The organism is Kineosporia sp. NBRC 101731, from assembly GCF_030269305.1.
GTDB lineage: Bacteria > Actinomycetota > Actinomycetes > Actinomycetales > Kineosporiaceae > Kineosporia.
Genome location: NZ_BSTC01000047.1, coordinates 1 through 518, shown reverse-complemented (window position 1 = coordinate 518; position 518 = coordinate 1). Strand labels below are relative to the sequence as shown.

The window sequence follows — 518 nt, the reverse complement described above, 5'->3', positions numbered from 1 at the left end:
ATCTTCGTGTACCAGCCCGGTTTGTTGAAACCATTGGGCTTGTTCATCAAGGCCAGCGCGCCCAGACCCGCAGCACCCGCACCCGCCGTACCAATGGTCTCCACACCCGCCGAAGCAGCCGCCGACCAGCCGACCGTCCACTCACCCGTCATAATGCCCGTCGCAGCCAATTCGGCCACGACCTCGGTACCGATCCCGATCGGGAACTCCGTCACCGTCTCGGCAACGAACTGATTCTTCCCCTTACCCATATTCAGATTAAAATTCTTCAACATACTGTTCACGCCACCGTGCAGGAACTTCGCCCCCGGCAACGCCGTACCAATAATCACGACCGTGCTGATCACCGCACCGATCGCCGAATCACCCAGCTTCTTACCGTCCAGCCCACCCGGACGAATCCCCAGCGCAATCTCCTCCAACTGCGCCAGCAGACCCGTACCGACCTCATAAATAAAACTCGACGCCGCGATCTTGCCACCCATCTGAGCAGCACCCCGCAACACCGCCTGCTTAGC

1 protein-coding gene is annotated in these 518 nt (G+C 59.7%); it reads right to left on the bottom strand.

Features of this window, described 5'->3' with window-relative positions:
* Positions 1-485: hypothetical protein (locus tag QSK05_RS36035; protein WP_285601905.1), on the bottom strand; the 485-nt coding region annotated here is incomplete at its 3' end.
* Positions 486-518: the final 33 nt, after the last annotated feature.